At 34.2% G+C, this 19,306-nt stretch carries 16 protein-coding genes; 9 read left to right on the top strand and 7 right to left on the bottom strand.

The window, feature by feature from the left end:
• Nucleotides 1-49: 49 nt before the first annotated feature.
• The 9 genes from nirB (at nucleotide 50) to Q0857_RS08075 (ending at nucleotide 13,400) form a co-directional block, all read left to right on the top strand.
• A complete protein-coding gene (gene nirB, locus Q0857_RS08035; RefSeq protein ID WP_298533629.1) occupies nucleotides 50-2,563 on the top strand; it encodes a nitrite reductase large subunit NirB in 2,514 nt (837 codons plus the stop codon).
• A 63-nt stretch (nucleotides 2,564-2,626) separates the two neighbouring features.
• A complete protein-coding gene (gene nirD, locus Q0857_RS08040) occupies nucleotides 2,627-3,004 on the top strand; it encodes a nitrite reductase small subunit NirD (RefSeq protein WP_298533631.1) in 378 nt (125 codons plus the stop codon).
• Between the two features lie 18 nt (nucleotides 3,005-3,022).
• Nucleotides 3,023-3,607: a DUF4202 domain-containing protein gene (locus tag Q0857_RS08045; protein WP_298533633.1), complete on the top strand. Its 585-nt coding sequence runs from the start codon at nucleotides 3,023-3,025 to the stop codon at nucleotides 3,605-3,607.
• 9 nt (nucleotides 3,608-3,616) lie between these two features.
• A complete protein-coding gene (locus Q0857_RS08050; protein WP_298533635.1) occupies nucleotides 3,617-5,434 on the top strand; it encodes an ATP-binding protein in 1,818 nt (605 codons plus the stop codon).
• A 2-nt stretch (nucleotides 5,435-5,436) separates the two neighbouring features.
• A complete protein-coding gene (locus Q0857_RS08055; protein ID WP_298533637.1) occupies nucleotides 5,437-5,817 on the top strand; it encodes a RidA family protein in 381 nt (126 codons plus the stop codon).
• A 52-nt stretch (nucleotides 5,818-5,869) separates the two neighbouring features.
• Nucleotides 5,870-6,535: a response regulator transcription factor gene (locus Q0857_RS08060; protein ID WP_298533639.1), complete on the top strand. Its 666-nt coding sequence runs from the start codon at nucleotides 5,870-5,872 to the stop codon at nucleotides 6,533-6,535.
• A 314-nt stretch (nucleotides 6,536-6,849) separates the two neighbouring features.
• The gene (locus Q0857_RS08065; RefSeq protein ID WP_298533641.1) at nucleotides 6,850-8,277 is read left to right on the top strand and encodes an MFS transporter; all 1,428 of its coding nucleotides are present in this window, start codon (nucleotides 6,850-6,852) and stop codon (nucleotides 8,275-8,277) included.
• Nucleotides 8,278-8,442: 165 nt separating this feature from the next.
• Complete coding sequence (locus Q0857_RS08070) at nucleotides 8,443-11,964, top strand: nitrate reductase (RefSeq protein ID WP_298533643.1); 3,522 nt, start codon at nucleotides 8,443-8,445, stop codon at nucleotides 11,962-11,964.
• Nucleotides 11,964-13,400, top strand: coding sequence for a rubredoxin domain-containing protein (locus Q0857_RS08075; protein ID WP_298533645.1), 1,437 nt, complete (start codon nucleotides 11,964-11,966; stop codon nucleotides 13,398-13,400). The genes Q0857_RS08070 and Q0857_RS08075 overlap by 1 nt, the downstream gene beginning before the upstream one ends.
• Nucleotides 13,401-13,456: 56 nt before the next feature.
• On the opposite strand, the gene Q0857_RS08080 is transcribed toward Q0857_RS08075, so the two are convergent.
• The 7 genes from Q0857_RS08080 to moeB form a co-directional block, all read right to left on the bottom strand.
• Nucleotides 13,457-14,002, bottom strand: a complete 546-nt coding sequence (locus Q0857_RS08080; protein WP_298533648.1) for a hypothetical protein — start codon at nucleotides 14,000-14,002, stop codon at nucleotides 13,457-13,459.
• Between the two features lie 24 nt (nucleotides 14,003-14,026).
• The gene (locus Q0857_RS08085; protein ID WP_298533650.1) at nucleotides 14,027-14,764 is read right to left on the bottom strand and encodes an NnrU family protein; all 738 of its coding nucleotides are present in this window, start codon (nucleotides 14,762-14,764) and stop codon (nucleotides 14,027-14,029) included.
• 113 nt (nucleotides 14,765-14,877) lie between these two features.
• Entirely contained in the window at nucleotides 14,878-15,747 is an 870-nt protein-coding gene (locus tag Q0857_RS08090) for an AraC family transcriptional regulator (RefSeq protein ID WP_298534103.1), read from the bottom strand.
• Nucleotides 15,748-15,776: 29 nt separating this feature from the next.
• Nucleotides 15,777-16,784 (bottom strand): GTP 3',8-cyclase MoaA, encoded by a 1,008-nt coding sequence (moaA, locus tag Q0857_RS08095; protein ID WP_298533652.1) that lies wholly within the window; start codon nucleotides 16,782-16,784, stop codon nucleotides 15,777-15,779.
• 61 nt (nucleotides 16,785-16,845) lie between these two features.
• Entirely contained in the window at nucleotides 16,846-17,757 is a 912-nt protein-coding gene (gene moaCB / locus Q0857_RS08100; RefSeq protein ID WP_298533654.1) for a bifunctional molybdenum cofactor biosynthesis protein MoaC/MoaB, read from the bottom strand.
• A 3-nt stretch (nucleotides 17,758-17,760) separates the two neighbouring features.
• A complete protein-coding gene (locus Q0857_RS08105) occupies nucleotides 17,761-18,204 on the bottom strand; it encodes a molybdenum cofactor biosynthesis protein MoaE (protein WP_298533656.1) in 444 nt (147 codons plus the stop codon).
• Nucleotides 18,194-19,291, bottom strand: coding sequence for a molybdopterin-synthase adenylyltransferase MoeB (moeB, locus tag Q0857_RS08110; protein WP_298533657.1), 1,098 nt, complete (start codon nucleotides 19,289-19,291; stop codon nucleotides 18,194-18,196). Before moeB ends, Q0857_RS08105 begins: the two co-directional genes overlap by 11 nt.
• Nucleotides 19,292-19,306 lie beyond the last annotated feature (15 nt).

Below are 19,306 nucleotides of genomic sequence, written 5' to 3' on the forward strand. Positions count from 1 at the left end.
AAATAAAAATACGTATAAATACTTAGTTTTGTTTTTAAATACGTAATTTATGCAACATATTATTGTAGTTGGAAATGGAATGGTTGGATACAAGTTTTGTGAAAAATTTGTAGAAAAGGCTGAAAGTAAAGACTTTAAAATAACAGTTTTTGGTGAAGAGCCAAGACCTGCATATGATCGAGTTCATTTAAGCGAATTTTTTGAAAACCAAGACGCAAAGGCTTTAGAAATGGCGCCAGCACAATGGTATGCCGATAATAGTATTGATTTAATTACTGGTGAGCGCGTTGCAGATATTAACAGAACTTCTAAAACTATAAAAACAGCAAAAGATCGTGAGTTTTCTTATGATCATTTGGTGTTGGCTACGGGATCTTCACCTTTTGTACCTCCAATTAAAGGTGTTGAGAAAGAAGGTGTTTTTGTTTACAGAACTATTGAAGATTTAGAGGGTATGCTGGCTTATGCTGCTAAGCTAAAAGCTAAAAAACCAGGTGCTAGAGCAGCAGTTCTTGGAGGTGGATTATTAGGTTTAGAGGCAGGTAAAGCTGTTATGGATATGGGGCTAGAGCCACATATTGTAGAATTTGCTCCTAAATTAATGCCAAGGCAATTAGATTCTAGGAGTAGCCAAGTACTACAACTTAAATTGGAGTCTATTGGTTTAAATATTCATTTAAGTAAGGCAACAAATCAAATTTTAGGAAATGGTGCAATAACTGGAATGGAATTTGGCGAAGATGACGTTCTTGACGTGGATATGCTTGTGGTTTCGGCTGGTATTCGCCCTAGAGATGAGCTAGGGAAAGCTTGCGGATTAGACGTTGGTGTTCGTGGAGGTATAGTAGTCGATAACAAAATGCAAACCTCAGATAATAGTATATATGCTATTGGTGAGATTGCTCTATATAATCAAATGATTTATGGTTTGGTAGCCCCAGGCTATGATATGGCTGCAGTTGCAGTAGACCAAATTATTGGTAAAACTGAAACTTTAATGCCTGCAGATATTGATATGTCAACAAAATTGAAGTTGATTGGGGTAGATGTTGCAAGTTTTGGCGAACCGTTTATGCCAGCTTCAAAAGGACACTCTATCATATTTGAAAATAAAACACAACATTTATATAAACGTATTAATGTAAGTTTAGATGGTAAGTCACTTCTTGGAGGGATATTAGTAGGTGATGCAGCAGATTATAATATGTTGCACCAAGTGTATTTAAATGGCATGGCTATTCCTGAAGATCCTTCACAATTAATATTACCTGCAAGCGAAGGCGGATCGTCTTTTGGAAGTGTATTAGATTTACCAGATACCGCTCAAGTGTGTTCTTGTGAGAGTGTGTCTAAAGGTGATATCTGTTGTTCAATTACAGATGGTGATTGTAATGATTTTGGTGATGTTGTGGCAAAAACTAAAGCGACTTCAGGTTGTGGTGGTTGCAAACCTATGGTGACAGACTTGGTTAATGAAACCCTAAAATCTTTAGGCAAGGAAGTTAAAGAGACCATATGTGAGCACTTTAATTTTAGCAGACAGGAATTATATGATTTAATTAAAATAAATAAAGTACCTAATTACCAGGAAGCGCTTAACCTATTTGGTGAAGGGCATGGATGTGAAACTTGTAAGCCATTGTTAGCGTCAATTTTTGCAACCATTACCATGGAAACACCAAATCGTCAGCCTGATATTCAAGATACCAATGATAGATTTTTAGCGAACATTCAACGTAATGGTACATATTCTGTAGTACCTCGAGTTGCGGGAGGTGAGATAACACCAGACCAATTAATAGTTATTGGTGAAGTTGCTAAAAAATACGATTTATACACTAAAATTACGGGAGGGCAACGTATTGATTTATTTGGTGCTCAGATTCATGAATTGCCAATGATTTGGAAGGAGTTAATTGATGCCGGTTTTGAAAGTGGTCATGCTTATGGAAAATCATTGAGAACAGTAAAAAGTTGTGTAGGGTCAACTTGGTGTCGCTATGGTATGCACGAAAGTGTAACCTTTGCTATCGATATAGAAAACAGGTATAGAGGTTTGCGTTCTCCTCACAAATTAAAAGGAGGTGTTTCTGGATGTATTAGAGAATGCGCAGAGGCAAGAGGAAAGGATTTTGGATTAATTGCTGTTGATGGTGGTTGGAATTTATACGTATGTGGAAATGGTGGGGCAACACCAAAACATGCCGTATTACTTGCAGAACAACTTGATGACGAAACTGTTGTAAAGTATCTGGATAGATTTTTAATGTTCTATATACGTACTGCAGGACCATTAGTAAGAACGGCACCTTGGTTAGATAAGTTAGAAGGAGGTATAGACTATTTAAAACAAGTGGTTATTGAAGATTCTTTAGGTATTGCTGAAGATTTAGAACAAGAAATGCAAGGTTTAGTAAATAGGTATGAATGTGAATGGAAACAAGCTATTGAGAATCCAGAAATGATGAAACGTTTTAAGCATTTTGTGAATTCTGATGATACGGACGATAACTTGGTTTTTGTACCCATGAGAGAACAAAAAATGCCTAAGCAGTGGGCTTAAAAGTTGTTGAACTGTTTACAGTTCAATAAACCAATACATTAACAAATCAACAAAAAATAGATTATGCAAGATATTTTAAGTCAGTACGAATCCGTTGCAGTAGATGCTGTAAAAGAATGGTTTAGAGTTGGAGAAACTTCTGATTTTCCAGAGAATAGCGGAGCCTGTATAAAACACAAAACCAAACAGATTGCGGTTTATAATTTTGCAAGAACAGGGAAGTGGTATGCTACTCAAAATTTATGTCCACATAAAATGGAAATGGTACTGTCTTTAGGTATGATTGGTGATAAGGATAATATTCCTAAAGTAGCTTGTCCAATGCATAAAAAGAACTTTTCTTTAGAAGATGGTAGTAGTCTAGGCGGGGAAGATTTGAAAATAGCTACCTATCCTGTTAAAATTGAAAATGGAAATGTGTATATTGGCTTTTCGGATTAACGATAAGTAATATACATTATGAAGCCTACACGATTTGAAACTGCTATTGCCTTAGTTGATAAAGCTAATTCTGAAGATGTAAACAGCTACGAAGTTGCTGGTTTGCGATACCCTAAAGAGTTGTTGTACTCGCAGCGCATGACTAGGACGTTGTTGCAGTTTGATCCAAATGCTTCAAAAGCACTTCAAATAGCTGCTCGTGCACAACACATCTGCCGGTGGAAAATAGCTCGTGATGAATATCCAATGGATCGTGTTGGTTATTTAAAATGGCGAGAAACCTTAAAAAGAATGCATGCTGATTTAACGGCAGATATTTTAAAACAAGTGGGTTTTGATGACCCCTTTACAGATAGGGTCAAGACTATTATCTCAAAAAAACTTATTAAGAAAAACGAAGAATCTCAAGCTCTTGAAGATACTATTTGTTTAGTATTTTTAGATTACTACTTTGAAGAGTTTGCTGCTAAACATGATGATGAAAAAATTATAGATATCTTGAAAAAAACATGGATAAAAATGTCTGATAAGGGACACGAAGCAGCCTTGAAAATACCCTTCTCCGAAAAAAGTTTAGCTTTAGTCAAACAAGCCATTTCTTAAATGTGAAGTATGACTACATCGAGTAATTCATTAGACCAAAGTACGTTTGATAAATTACGCCGTTTATACATTATCGCACTTAGTACTATTGCGGTTTCGGTTATTATTAGTCAGATATTAATTCGTACACATCTTAGTCGTCAAGAGAGTGACTCAACAGTAATTAATGTGGCTGGAAGACAACGTATGTTGAGTCAGAAATTAACTAAAGATATTGTATCTCTTTCTGCCGAATCTAATATAGATAATCGTATTCTTCTTAAAAATCGCATAAAAGAAACGCTCCACCTCTGGGAGTTATCACATAATGTACTTCAAAACGGTAATGATAGTTTAGGGTTGCCTAACAAGAAAAGTACGAAGGTCGCTACTAAGTTTATAGAATTAAATCCTGTTTTTGATACTATTAGTATGGCATCAAAATCTATTATTAATAAGATTGAAAATATACCGCCATTGCCATTATCGGCATACGCCTTAGATATTGAAAAAGTAAAAACGAATGAGGCGGAGTTTTTAAAGATGATGGATGATATTGTAAATCAATATGATTTAGAGGCAGATGAAAAAGTAGAGTGGCTTCGTCAACTCGAAACTTGGCTAACCGGTCTTACTTTACTTATTCTTTTAGGGGAGTTTTTGTTTATTTTTTGGCCAGCTGCAAAATCGGTAAAATCTATTTTGGCAGATTTATTATTAGCTGAAAAACGCGCGAAGAAAATGGCGTTTGATGCGGATGAATTAAGTACTGCTAAGGAAAAATCTATAAAGGAGCTTCGGGCTCTAAGTCGAGCTATGGATGATACGCTTTTGTTTGCTCGTATTTTACCAAATGGCCATGTCGTGCATATGGGTAATAAGTTTACCAGATTATTTAAGTTTTCTAAATTTAATGATAATGCTTTATTTTGGGACGTGCTGTCTTTTGAAGATCATGAACGCACTATAATTGAAGATTTAATTACAAAGCATAAGAAAAAAGGCTGGCAAGGTGAAGTTAAGGCGAGCACAAAAAATGGTGATGATGTTTGGTTAGAAATGGCGATTATACCATATACTCCTACAGATGATAAATCAGAGTTATTGGTTATTGCTTCTGAAATTACCAAACGTAAACGGGCACAAATAGAAATTGATAGGTTGACAAACAAAAGCTTTGAGGAAAAGATGAGTCAACAAAAAATAATTTCTAGTAAAATTATTGAGAATCAGGAGAAGGAACAAAATCGTATTGCTAAAGATGTGCATGATGGTATTGGCCAAATGCTAACCGGTTTAAAGTATAATTTAGAGAGCATTGATGCTACAGATATCAAAAAGGCTACCGCAAAAATTGAACATTTAAAAGAGCTAACGTCTAATATTATAAAGGGAGTTAGAACGGCTACTTTCAATTTAACACCGCCGGAGTTAACAGACCATGGCATTGTGCCTGCAATCACAAAACTTACTCAGGAACTTGCTCGTTTAACAGGGAAGGAAATCGTATTTTTTAATAAAACAGATTTCACACAAAGATTGGATTCGTTAGCTGAAATTAATATTTATCGTATTACGCAAGAGGCTATTAATAATGCGATTAAGTATGCGGAATCTAGTCATATTTTGGTGTCGTTATCTCACAGTAAAAATATATTAAGTTTGGTTATTGATGATAATGGAAAAGGGTTTGACCCTTCGGAGGTGAAGCATGTTAAATCAGGAGATGGAGGTATGGGAATGACCTTTATGCAAGAGCGCATCAAATATATTGATGGACGTATGTTTTTAACTTCTGAGATAGATAAGGGAACAAGAGTTACATTAAATATTCCGTTAAATAAATAATTATGGATAGAAAACTATTAAGTTCAGGGTCGACATTTGAAGCGCAAATAGGCTATTCCAGAGCAGTAGTTCAAGGCGATTGGGTTTTTGTTTCGGGAACAACAGGTTATAATTACGAAACAATGACTATTAGTGATCAGGTTATAGAACAAGCAGAACAATGTTTTATAAATATTAAAAAGACCTTAGAGCAAGCTGATGCTAGTTTATCTGATATTGTTCGCATAATTTATATTCTACCAGAAGCTGATGAGTTTGAACTATGTTGGCCTGTACTTAAAAAGTATTTGGGTAGTATTAAGCCAGCTGCAACTATGTTTTCGGCTAGATTGGCAGATGACAAAATGAAAATTGAAATTCAAGTGACTGCGCTTAAAAGTTAAATACGTAGTATTACGTAATTTTATTACTTTTGTACTTATATTATTGTTATTTATGGATATAATAAATGTTGTACTTGCAGATGACCATGTTTTGGTAAGAGATGGTATTAAAGCCTTAATAGAGGACCAACCTGGAATTATAGTTATTGATGAAGCTTCAAACGGAATAGAGGCTTTAGAAGTGATAGCGAGGAACAAACCGCATGTACTAATCATCGATATCAGAATGCCAGAAATGAATGGCATTGAGGCTGTTGGAGCCATTACCAAAGCTGGGATTGATGTTAAAACACTAGTTTTATCAATGCATGATTCTGAAGAATACGTGGTGCAAGCAATTCAAGCCGGTGCAGATGGTTATCTATTAAAAGGAGCAAGTAAAGAAGAGTTTCTAAAAGCAGTAACAAAAGTAGCCTCAGGAGGTAAGTATTTTACTGGTGATGTTTCGGCAATTATCATGAATAATTTTGTGAACGGTAATACCAATGTGGTTTCTAAGTCAAAGGTTGAAATCAAAGAAGATCCCTTTAAATTAACAAAGCGCGAAAAGCAAATACTTAGTTTAGTATTGCAATTAAAGAACAATAAAGATATTGCTGATGAACTTAAAATCAGCAAGCGAACTGCTGAAGTACATCGTTTTAACCTCATGAAAAAGCTAGAGGTTAAAAACTTAATGGAATTAAGTAATAAGGCTAAAGAGTTTGGGTTGGTATAATCGATATACTAGGGTTTTTACATGATTGTATCTTAGATTTTTTGCTATCAGTGAACGACACGTTAAGAAGTGATGCTTTTTTTGAGGGTTTAGTAAACCCATTTCATTGATCTTGTTTTATAATGATTCAATTTTTTTTAATTTCAAATACAATAAAAACCAATAAACCCTAGTTGATTATATACTTCATTTTGATAAATCCTCAAAATCAACAATCCAAAATTGTCAACCTCATAATTTTTTATAATTACGTAATTTTAAATGTTTAAATTAAGTATTAATACGTAGATTTGTACGTATAAAAGTACTTAATTATGAATACTACAGCGCAAACTAAATCAACGACTTTAAATTTATTAAACTTTAAAAACGTTTCTATACGTACATTTTGGATTACGGCCATATCATTTTTTCTGTGTTTCTTCTCATGGTTTGGTATTGTGCCTTTTATGCCAGATGTAGTGAGAGACCTAGGTTTAACACCAGATCAAAAATGGAACTCAATTATTTTGGCGGTTACAGGAACAGTATTTGCTCGTTTACTAATTGGTAAATTATGTGATAAATATGGTCCAAGGCTGTGTTACACTTGGTTATTAATGTTAGGAGCAATTCCCGTAATTTTATGTGGGTTGGTTCAAACCCCTGCTCAATTCTTAACGTGTAGATTGTTTATTGGTTTTATTGGGGCTTCTTTCGTAATTACCCAAGTACATACATCATTAATGTTCGCTCCAAATATTGTTGGTACGGCAAATGCAACGTCTGCAGGTTGGGGAAATCTTGGGGGCGGAGCCAATAGATTAGGCATGCCTATTATTGCTGCAGCTGTCATTGGTTTTGGAGTTGCTGAAGGAGAAGCTTGGAGATATTCTATGGTTATTGCTGGTGTGGTTTGTTTTCTTATGGGCTTGGTATATTACTTTTTTACTCAAGATACGCCGCAAGGAAACTTTAAAGATTTAAAGGCTTCAGGTATTGCAATTGAGAAAAAGAAGGATCAAGTAGGTTTTGGAACGGTGTTAAAAGATTATAGAACTTGGATTTTATTCTTAGTATATGCGGCATGTTTCGGTATCGAACTAACTGTTTATGGAACTATGGATGATTATCTTCAAAACACGTTTCAGTTAGAAAGAGCGACGGCAGGAAACATTGTTTTATCATTTGCACTAATGAATATTTTTGCTAGAACTTTAGGTGGTTTTTTTGGAGATAAATTTGGAAAACTTAAAGGACTAAGAGGAAGAGTATTATTCTTGTCAGGTATTTTGGCAGTGCAAGGTGCAATGTTGATGACCTTTTCTACGACAACAAGTATCGTTGTGGGGATCTGCTTTTTAATTTTATTCAGTCTTTCAGTTCAAATGGCCGAAGGAGCTACGTTTTCAGTAGTGCCATTTATTAATAAAAAAGCCATTGGATCTGTTTCTGGTATAGTTGGAGCCGGTGGTAATGTTGGCGCTTTTTTAGCAGCCATGTTATTAAAATCACAATCAGCTGTTGCAGAACAAGCTGCTATTGCTGCTAATCAAGGATTAGGAGAAGAAACAATAAAAGCTGCTCAATCGGCAGCTTCAGCTACCGCAGTCTCTAGTGGTTATTTCATAATTGGAACCATAGTGGTTGTAACTGCGGTAGTTTCTTTAGCTATTCGTTTTTCAACTGAGGATGAAGCAGTAGCAAAAAAGGATTCTAATATAAATCCTGAAGATTTAATTCCTATTAAAGTAAAGAGTTAAGTCCATTATAGAACGACAAGTTGAAAGTAAAATTGATTATATGAGGAGTTCATTTTTATGAATTCACAAATATAAAGAGCCTTTTTTATGGTATTCAAAATAATGAAGTTGAAGCATATAAAGTGGTAAATAAATGTCTTAGTTTAGTATAAAAAGTTTGTCTGAATGATTAAAAGTGAAGTAAAAACAACGTGTTCGTACTGTGGTGTAGGCTGTGGTATTATTGTTAAAAAAGACAATAACAACAAAGTTTTTGTTGAAGGCGATAAGGATCATCCAGTCAATAAAGGTATGTTATGTTCAAAAGGGATGAATTTGCATTATGTTGCAAATGATACTTCTGATAGAATTTTGTACCCTGAGATGCGCTGGAGTAGATCGCACCCAAGAGAACGTGTAAGTTGGGATGATGCATTAGATAGAGCTGCCAGCGTTTTTAAATCTATAATAAAAAAGCATGGACCAGATAGTGTGGCTTTTTATGTTTCTGGCCAAAGTTTAACTGAAGAATACTATATCGCTAATAAGCTTACTAAAGGCTTTATTGGTACAAATAATATTGATACGAATTCAAGATTATGCATGAGTTCGGCTGTTGTTGGTTATAAAAAAACATTCGGTGAAGATAGTGTGCCTATATCGTATGCAGATATTGAATTGGCCGATACGTTTTTAATAACAGGTGCTAACCCGGCTTGGTGCCACCCCATTTTATTCAGACGATTAGAAAAGCATAAGGAAGAGCATCCTGAGGTTAAAATTATAGTTATTGACCCACGTAAAACGGATACAGCTAATTTTGCAGACCTACATTTGCAATTACTACCGGGAACAGATGTTGTATTATACAATGCCATTGGAAGGTGTTTGTATAAAAGCGGATTAATAGATGAGGATTTTATAGCAAATTACACCGATGGTTTTAAAGGTTATAAAGATTTAATCTTGTCTACATCATTAAAACAAGCATCAAAAATTTGTGGTGTACCTGAAGATGATATTAAAAAAGCAGCTAAGTATATTGGGCTTTCTAAGGGCTTTATAAGTATGTGGGCTATGGGGCTTAATCAAAGCGTTGTAGGTACCGATAAAAACGTATCCCTTTTAAACTTGTCATTAATTACTGGGCAAGTAGGAAAACCAGGAGCAGGTCCTTTTTCTTTAACAGGTCAGCCCAATGCTATGGGAGGGCGTGAAGTAGGAGGGATGGCAAATTTACTAGCGGTTCATAAGGATTTAATGAATGAGGAACATCGTCGTGAGGTTGCTCAGTTTTGGGGTGTAGATAAAATAAATCCGAAACCTGGATTAACCGCTACCGAAATGTTTGATGCTTTAGAAAGTGGAAAACTAAAAGCAGTTTGGATTGCATGTACAAACCCTTTAGTAAGTTTACCAAACTTGAATAGGGTTGAAAAAGCCATGAAGAATGCTAAATTCGTCGTGGTTCAAGAGATTTCTCATAAGTCGGATACCGTAGGTTTTGCCGATTTGGTTTTACCAGCAGCAGGATGGCTAGAGAAGGAAGGAACGATGACAAATTCTGAAAGGCGAATTTCTTATTTACCTAAAGAAATAGAAGCACCTGGTGAAGCAAGAGCAGATGTTGAAATATTTTGTGACTTTGCGCAACGCATGGGCTTTAGAGGGTTTAACTTTAATAATGCGAGCGAGATTTATGATGAGTATGCTTCAATGACCAAAGGTACCAACATTGACATATCCTTTTTGAATTATGATAGACTGAAAACAGAAGGCACATTTCAATGGCCCGTACCAGAGCACAGGCATCAAGGAACTCCAAGGCTTTTTGAAGATAAAAAGTTTTATACACCATCTCAGAAAGCACAGTTTAATCTACCGAGCTCAATTCAAAATACCTCTGATTTACCAAATGATGACTTCCCTTTAATATTAACAACAGGGCGCATAAGGGATCAATGGCATACCATGACTAAAACAGGGAAGGTGTCTCGATTAAAAACGCATTATCCAACCCCAGTTTTAGAAATTAACCCAGTTGATGCTTATTTATATAAAATCAAGGATGGCGATATTACCGAAATAAAAGGTGAAAATGGTGAGGTAAGAGTACGTGCTAAAATTACCGATACAATTAAAAAAGGCGTGGTGTTTTTACCAATGCATTGGGGGAAACAACTGCAAAGTAATTTAAATAGAGCTAATAATTTAACCAATACGCATGTCGATCCAACATCAAAAGAACCCGATTTTAAGTTTACACGTGTTGCAGTTTCGAAGTATAAAAAAGCAGTAGAAAAAATTATTATAGCGGGAGCAGGAGCAGCAGCCTTTAGATTTGTGCAAAATTATAGAGAATATAATGAAGTTGATGAAATTCATGTATTTTCAAAAGAGCCTAATTTATTCTATAACAGGGTTTTATTGCCTGAATATGTAACAGAAGAATTAACATGGGAACAGTTACTAAAGATTAAAGAAAAAGAACTAAGCAAGTTAAATATTCATTTGCATCCCGAGACGTTTATCGCTAGTATAGATAAAAAGAATAAGGTTGTTATTGATAATAAGCATGAAGAGCATAGTTTCGATAAACTTATATTGGCTACAGGTAGTCGCGCATTTATTCCTAAAGATGTCCAGATAGATTTACCGGGGCGATTTACTATGCGAAACAAAATTGATGCCGATAAGTTTAAATCTTATTTAGATGCTACAGGATTGCCTCCAGAAGAGCAACATGTTGTAATAGTAGGAGGAGGGTTATTAGGTTTAGAGCTTGCAGCTGCGATGAAGCATAAAAATGCTAAAATAACTATTGTACAAAGGGCTTCACGCTTAATGGAACGTCAATTAGATAAGATTTCAAGTAAACTATTGGCTTTAGATGTGCAAGAGCGTGGTATTCAAATCTATTTTGATAATGAGGTAAGTACCGTGTTTGATGATGAGGATACTAAAGAATTGAATATTACCTTAAAGAGTGGAAAATTAATCACAGCTAACGCCATAGTTTATGCTATTGGGACGATTCCTAACGTTGAAATAGCTAGAGAAAATGGTATATTATGCAGTAGAGGCGTTAAGGTAAATCAGCATCTTCAGTCCTCCGATCCAGATATCTTTGCCATAGGAGAAATTGCAGAGTTTAATAACCAGTTGTTTGGAATAACATCGGCAGCTGAAGAACAAGCTAATATATTAGCAAATTTTATAGCTGGAGATATTAGCTGTTCTTACAGAGGTTCTGTGCTAATGAACATTCTTAAATTCAATGATTTGAACCTTTGTAGTATTGGAGAAATTAATGTTCCGGAAAATGACGATAGTTATGAAGAAATTATCTTTACAGATATTAAAAAACGATATTACAAGAAATGTATTGTAAAAGATGATTTACTCTTAGGAGCAGTTTTAATGGGAGACAAGAACGAGTTTGCCGAGTTTAAAACTATGATAGAGAGTAAAATAGAGATGGCCGATAAGCGAGATAAATTGCTTAGAGGATCTTCAAATGATGTTCCTGTTTTGGGTAAACTAGTATGTTCATGCAGTCAAGTTGGAGTAGGTAATATTGAAGAAGTTATAACAAGCGGGTGTACTGATTTTACAGAGCTTTGTAATAAAACAGGTGCTGGTTTAGGCTGTGGAAGTTGTAAAACAGAAGTTCGAGAGATCCTTCAAAATTCAAAAGTATTAGTATAATGGAAGAACCGTATAGATTAAGAATCAATGGAGGGGTGTTATCTCCTGGTGAACTAAAATATATTTGTGAGGCAGCAGAAGCTCTAGGTTTAGATGCTATATCTTTTGGTTCGCGACAAGATGTTATTTTTCCTGAACAAATAGATGAGACTAAGTTTAATCAATTTGATAAAATTAAGTTTGTAAAGCCAAAAAGAGATGGAGTAGAAAATATTGCATCGTCCTATGTGTCTTCTGAAATATTGCCAAGTACGCCATGGCTTACAAGTGATAAATATTTATACGTTTTAGAGCAATTTAAGCACAACCCAAAGTTGCGTATTAATGTGATTGATCCGAAGCAGCGCCTAGTCCCTTTATATACAGGGAACATTAATTTTATTGCTTCTGTGCACGAAGATTATTGGTATTTATACGTAAGGCTCCCTGGTTGGGAAAAGACAAGAATGTACCCTGCCCTTATTTATAGTTGGGATATGGATAAAATTGAATTGGCTATTGAAAACATATTAATTGAAGAACCTGAAACTATAGAAATGGTTTTTGATTTGGTTAGTGATGCTGTAGACACCAATAATAGAACCGTAGATAAGCCTCTGGAAGTGCCGTTTTATCCATTTCCATATTATGAGGGTATGAATAGAATTGGTCCAGATAGATATTGGTTAGGCCTCTATTGGAGGAATAACCGCTACGATATTCCCTTTTTAAAAGCCATGTGTGAGTTGTGCTCTGAAAACAAGATTGGTAAAATATCAATTACCCCATGGAAATCTTTTATCGTTAAGGGGATTCCATTAAAATCAAAATTACAATGGGAAAAGTTTTTAGGTAAGTTTGGTATTAACGTGCGTCATTCTATGTTGGAGATGAATTGGCATTTACCAGTAAATGATAAAGAAGCTCTGAGTCTCAAAAAGTATTTAGTTACCAACTTTGATCAAAATGATATCAGTACCTACGGTTTAACCTTTGGAATTACGAACTATGAAAGTGATACCTATAATTTCACGTCTATAGTTATTGAGAAAAATAAACAACCAGAATTAAAAGGAGGTTTTACAGTAAGGGATACTTATAACTTACTGTATGCTAAAAACTTTGATCCTAATTCACGAGAATATATTATGCATGTTCAAGATGTAGACAAAGTTGAATTACCTGGTTTGTTGATGGAACTTAGCCAGTTGTATTTTGAGCAATTAGGAGCAGAAAGAGACGAGGAAAGCACGAATAATGTTATTAAGGAATCTTACGAAGAGGAGGTATATCAATGTTCGCATTGCTTAACCGTATATAATGAGGTTTATGGTGATATTACGCAGGATATTGAGCCTAATACACCTTTTGAAGCGTTATCAGAAACTTATGAGTGCTCACTTTGCGAAGCACCAAAAAGTAGTTTCGAGAAGAAGGTTTTAGTAAAATCGTCTTAATCGAATAGAAAAGAAAAGAGGAACTTGCGTTCCGCTTTTCTTAATATTTGAATAATCTAGTTGAGAGTCATGTTATCAAACTCAATATGTTTATTTAGTCCGTCCTTCCTAATAACAATCATATAAACTTTTTTTAGAGTCTTAGTGTGATCGTAAGCTATCTTAAGTGTGCTTTTTTCAAGTGCCCATCCTGGGAATGATTTGGCTATGGAAACACTTATTTCATAAGGTACTTTAATATTATGGTAAATTTCATTTGAGGAAAGTATTTCTCCAGAATTGCTATAGGTTACCAGAGCTCTGGCATTTTTTCTTTTAAATTTCACTTGGTAGGAAGCAGCTTCCGTAGCATTGTAGATTGCCTCATTCTTTATTTTGTAATTTAGAATCTCCTTTTCAAGATTAGCAACATGTTTGGATGTGTTATTGTTAAATATAGTTTTGTAATAATGATTTGTGTTTGTTTTGATTACGTTCTTCTTAATGATTGAAGGCTTATATGTCTCCAATTCATTCGAATTTAAATACGCTAGGTCGTTTTGTTGCGCATAAGCTGTATTTATAATAAATGCGCTTACTATTGTAAATAATAAAGTTTTCATGATTATATATGTCTTAGTTTATAATTAATTTTTTCCTTTTAAAAAAGGGATAAGCATTGAGGTTTGTGTTTGATAGTTTTTATAAGTTTCTCCAAATTCTTTTTTTAAATCATGCTCTTCAAATAAAGTTCCTATTATAAAATATGCTGTTAGACTTAATGCGAATACAAGGTGGGTGGTGGTCATAGTGGGAGTTGCCCAAAGACCGATAATACCACCAAAGTATAGGGGATGTCTAACGTGTTTATAAAAAGATACCACCTTGAATTTTAATTTGGTGTAAGGTTTGTTTTGAAGTTCTAAGAAAGTCTGTCTTAAGCCAAATAAATCAAAATGATTAATTAGAAATGTACTAATGAAAAGAATTATCCAACCCGTAAAAAACAAGACGTATATTAAATAAAACAGGATGTTTTCGTTTTGAATATTCCATATAGTCCCTCCCATAGGTTCCCATTGAAACACGAGTAGAATAAGTAAAAGTCCAGAAACCAAAACAAAAGTGCTGCGTTCAATTGGTTTGGGGAAATATTTTTCAAAGGTATTTTTAAAAAATTGACGTGCCATAATACTATGTTGCAGACCAAATAATAATACCAGACCTAGGTTTTTAATTAAGGCATGAAAGAAAGGCTTTGTAGGGGTTTGATCAATGGATATTTCAGGAATTATATGGCTAACAGAAATTATCCATAGCAGTAACGAGGCGAAGCCAATTAGGTAAGCAATTACAGAATAAGAGAACATTAATACTTTTTTCATGACATGTTGGTTTTAAATTATATGTCAAAAGTATCACTAGAATGTCGTTTAGAACTTTCTTAAAAGTTCAATAAGTTTATTCTAAGGTTCACAGGAAGGAAGACTAATAGTTTTTAGGCTGAATGACGTTTTCTAAACTGGTTTGGGGGTAGATTAAATTTTTGTTTAAAGCTACTGTTAAAATGAGAGGTGTTTTTGAAACCACTCTCATAGCAAACCTCACTTATGTTTAATTCTGAATTCTTAAGTAATGTTTTTGAATACTCTAGTCTTTTGTTTATCAGCCATTTGCCAGGTGTTTCTTTGAAAAAAGCTTTAAAGTCTCTTTTGAAGGTAGACAGACTTCTTCCGCAAAGCCTTGCGAACTCCTCCAGCTGTAAATCGTAATGAAAATTTTTCATCATGATATCGTTGATATTCGTTTTTTCAATTTGTTTAAGCGAATGAAAAAAGGACAACAGGTCATCGTTCTTTTTATTTAAAGCGATATTGAAAAGTAATTCATTGAATTTAATCTCAACCAGTTCTTTGGGAATTTCACCGCTCATATTAAAATAACTAAACACCGATAAGAAAAGCGAGTTTAAAGAATCGGAAACGTCTATGGGGAATATTTGATTGTCCTTTTCGTATTTAGTACTTATTTTGTTAAGTAACGATTCATTTTTACTTATAAAATTTCTAATAAAATCTTCGGTTATAAAAAAAAGAATGGTACAGTAGTCTTCCTCAAAATACTGTTTTGTGTTGTAAATACCTTTTCTTATAAAGAGCGCTTCTCCAGAATGTAAAGGGTAGGTTTTATTAACAGAGGTCCAATCTTTTTTTCCACTAATAACGTAGGTTATAAAAGGAGTGTCCGTCCATAATTTAAACTTTTCAATGTCTATAGGGCATTTGTATTCTACAAATAAATAGTCATCACCAATTAGTTTATTATTCTTTGGGTCGTTTTTAAAATATTCGAAAACATCAAGTGTCATATTCAAATTTAGTAATAATCTTTTGAAAACTACCCACCAATAGTAATCATACTTCTATTATTGTTGTGCAATTTTGGCTCTTGTAGTTTTTGCAAAGTATCCATTCCGCCACGAACTTTAAATTTAGCTTGTACCGCTTTTTGTATTATAGGTTCAATAGATTTTCCAGTACGTAGCGTAGTTAATAAATCAGATTCGGCAGAAGAAAATAAACAGTTTTTTAATTGCCCGTTTGCCGTTAAGCGCAATCTATTACAAGAATCGCAAAATGGATTAGTAACTGAACTAATTATCGCAAAACTTCCTTTGTAACCTTTTATTTTATAGTTTTTGGAGGTGTCGTTTGGGGCATCTTGTAAACGTTTTATTTGATCTTTAGGAAACGATTTATTTACATATTCCATAACTTCATTATAGGATACTAGCTTACTCATATCCCATTTATTACCATCAAAAGGCATAAATTCTATAAACCTAATAGAAATAGGTAAATCTTTAGTGAAATGAATAAAATCTATAATTTCATTATCATTAAAACCTTTCATTAGAACAGCATTTACTTTTACCGTAAAGCCTTCTTTTACAAGAAGTAGAATATTGTCATAAACCTTTTGGAATTCATGACGACGCGTAATATGCTTAAATTTTGAAGCATCTAAAGAATCTAGACTTACATTGATCTTATTGACACCATTTGCTTTTAGAATATCGATAAATCTATCAATAATTACAGCATTTGAGGTGATAGAAAGCTCCACAGGAAGTGTTGCTAATTTTTCTAAAATTATTGGAATATCTTTTCTAACAAGAGGCTCTCCTCCAGTTAATCTTATTTTGGTTACCCCATGATCTACGAAGGTTTTCGCAATATTGAAGATTTCTTCATAAGTCATTAAATGACTTTTGGGAGAAAGTGGTACGCCATCTGCAGGCATGCAATAGGTACACCGTAAATTACAACGTTCTGTTAACGAAATACGTAAATAAGCATGATCTCTGCCATGTAAGTCTTGTAATATGTTTGTAGTGTCGCTCATATCTTCGCTCCGTTTAATTGTTTAATCGGTTTAACGATTTAACGATGCACAAATAAACATTTTAGTCATGTCTAGCACCTTTTAAAATTCTAAAACTGTGTAATACGGCAGGAAAAATAGCATCCATAGATTCTTTTGCACCGTTGGTTGAACCAGGTAATGCTAATACTAGGGTATCTCCTAAAGTCCCTGCTAAACTTCTCGATAGCATCGCAAATGGCATACGCCCTTGTCCATAATTTCTAATCGCTTCTTCAATACCTGGAATTCGTCTGTCTAATAAAGGAAGTAAAGCTTCTGGTGTCACATCTCTTCCTGAGAGTCCAGTGCCGCCTGTGTAAATTACTAAATCTATGCCTTGTTCTTGATACCCTTTTGCTTTTTGCTGAATATCTTCAATTTCATCAGGAATTATAACGTATTCAGAGATTTTTACATCACAACTTTCAAGTTTACTAATAATAGCTTTTCCTGCTTTATCTTCTTTATGACCAGCAGAAATAGTATCGCTACATACTACAACTGCAGCTCTTAAATCTTTTCTGAACTTATCTCTAAAATCAGATTTACCACCTTTTTTCTTAAGCAGCTTTATAGCGTGTATTTCAATACCTTTATCAATAGGTTTTAACATGTCGTACATGTTTAAAGCAACAACACTGGCGCCATGCATAGCTTCAACTTCAACTCCTGTTTTGTAAATAGTTTTTACCGTAAAAATCACAGTAATTTCTAAGCCATCAACTTTATATTCAATACCAGTAAACTCAATAGGTAAGGGGTGACAATCAGGTAATATATCCGGAGTACGTTTAACACCTAATAACCCCGCTGCCTTACTCATAGCAAATACATTGCCTTTTGGAACAGTATCATTTTCAATAGCAGTAATGGTTTCAGATTTGCTAACTTTTACAACCGCTTGGGCTACTGCTGTTCTTAGCGTCGTGCTTTTATGTGTAATGTCTACCATTTTCTAACTATTTACTTTCCATTGATGTGACTCATCTTCAAATATTTCCTTTCCAAAAACCGGAACATCTGCTTTTATAGCTTCAACTATGTATTCTAAAGCTTTAAAAACCACTTTTCTTCTAGGTGAGGATACAAAAACGAATAAGCATATTTCGCCTGCTTTTACAATTCCTAAACTATGGTAAATGTGCATGCATGTTAAATCGAATTTTTCAAAAGCAGCTTCTCGAATCTCATGAAATTTTTGGTTCGCCATGTCTTCGTAAGCTGTATAATCAATTGCCGAAACTGTTTTGCCATCTATTTTATCAGCACGAACTTGACCTAAAAAAATATTATGAGCACCAATGCTTGTTTTGGTTTGATGCTTGTATATGGAGTTACCTATAAAATCGGAAGATATAGGACCTTCTCTAAATACATTTTTTGGTTTTTTATTTGTCATTAGATAGTATTTTATGTTGTTCTTTTAAATAGTTATTTATTTCTGTGGCGCCTTCAATTAAGCTAAAACAATTATTAATATTGCGTTCTTTTAAAATTTCGACTGCCTTTTTACTTCGCATACCAGACTGGCAGAAAAGAACGGTCTTTTTAGAAGTATCAATTTGGTCTAAGTTTTTTTCTAACACACTTAAAGGTATAAGTTTGGTATTGAGATTATTAACTTTAGGTTGTTCATGGGGTTCTCTTACATCTACATATTGAATGTGATCTTCTAAATAGATGTTTTCAAATGAAACATCTTGGTCTTCATTAACGCAATTGAAACTTGTTTTTTGATCCTTAAAACTGACTTTTTCATTCAAAACAGTTTGAATTACCATATCATTTCGTTTTATTTTTAAGGTTGAAGTTTGATTATTTAAAGCATTGTAGCAGAGTAATTTACCTGAAAGTGTATTGCCTATACCAAGAATGATTTTTAATACCTCATTGGCTTGCATACTCCCTATGATTCCTGGGAGCACTCCAATAACACCAATTTCAGAACAATTAGGTACGGTATCTTTTTTTGGAGGAGAAGGAAACAGGCAACGGTAACTAGGGCCATCTTTATAATTGAAAACAGAAACCTGACCTTCAAACTTATAAATAGCGCTAAAAACTAAAGGGGTTTTAGTAATAATACAAGCGTCATTCACTAAGTAACGTGTTTCAAAATTATCTGAGCCATCAACAATAATATCGTATTGATAGAATAATAAAATAGCATTTTGATAGGTTAGTGGTTCAGGATACGCTTGTATTGAAATAGCATCATTTAAATCTTCTAACCGTTCTTTTGCGGCGAGTGCTTTGTTTTTTCCAAGTGAAGATTTACCATACAGCACCTGACGTTGTAAATTCGATAATTCTACAACATCAAAATCGATAATCCCGATAGTGCCAACACCAGCTGCAGTTAGATATTGCAAAACAGGGCAACCTAAACCACCAGCTCCAATCACTAAGACTTTAGCGTTGGATATTTTGTCTTGACCTACTTGACCAATTTCTGATAAAATGATATGTCGGTTGTATCTATTCATTTGATGTTTAATGGT

Origin of the sequence: uncultured Algibacter sp., assembly GCF_947495925.1 — a bacterium.
GTDB lineage: Bacteria > Bacteroidota > Bacteroidia > Flavobacteriales > Flavobacteriaceae > Algibacter_E.